This is a genomic window from Neisseria sp. P0021.S007 (assembly GCF_051956855.1).
The window spans coordinates 1-819 of record NZ_JBQCXA010000323.1 but is presented as its reverse complement, the minus strand read 5'-3'; the positions used below and the strand labels follow the sequence as shown (position 1 = coordinate 819).

The 819-nt window shown below is 41.0% G+C and carries 2 protein-coding genes; both read left to right on the top strand.

Annotation, left to right across the window (positions count from 1 at the left end):
• On the top strand, positions 1–218 hold a 218-nt coding region (gene rplL / locus ACTHUR_RS13105), incomplete at its 5' end, for a 50S ribosomal protein L7/L12 (RefSeq protein WP_440398948.1).
• A gap of 189 nt (positions 219–407) precedes the next feature.
• Positions 408–819: hypothetical protein (locus ACTHUR_RS13100; protein ID WP_440398946.1), on the top strand; the 412-nt coding region annotated here is incomplete at its 3' end.

The following is an 819-nucleotide window of genomic DNA, read 5'->3' as shown; positions in this document are numbered from 1 at the left end:
AAGAGAAAATTGAATTTGACGTAGTATTGGCTTCTGCCGGTGATCAAAAAGTTGGCGTGATTAAAGTTGTCCGCGCTCTCACTGGCTTGGGTCTGAAAGAAGCTAAAGACATCGTTGACGGTGCACCTAAAACTCTGAAAGAAGGTGTTTCTAAAGCTGAAGCTGAAGACATCCAAAAACAACTGGAAGAAGCCGGCGCTAAAGTCGAAATCAAATAATTTGATGCTTCCTATGAAGGCTGGCAGTTTTCTGCCAGCCTTATTTTGCTTCTTAAAATAAGCATCAGGCATTGTTTACATTTATTTGCATAGCCTTTATAAAATCATTGCAAATAAATGTAAATATCAGATTGATGCATGCCGTTGTTTCAGACGGCCTATTATTTAAAATTGCTTTTCGGAGTGTATATGAGCTATTCGTTTACCGAGAAAAAACGTATCCGTAAGAGTTTTGCAAAGCGAGAGAATGTCTTAGATGTTCCTTTCCTGCTGGCAACCCAAATTGATTCTTATGCGAAATTTTTGCAGCTGGAAAATGCTTTTGACCAACGTACTGATGATGGTCTGCAAGCGGCATTTAATTCTATTTTCCCGATTGTGAGCCATAATGGTTATGCGCGCTTGGAGTTTGTGCATTACACATTGGGCGAGCCTTTGTTCGATATTCCTGAATGCCAATTGCGCGGCATTACTTATGCGGCCCCATTGCGTGCTCGTATCCGTTTGGTGATTTTGGATAAAGAAGCATCTAAGCCGACAGTAAAAGAAGTTCGTGAAAACGAAGTGTATATGGGCGAAATCCCATTGATGACGCCAAGTG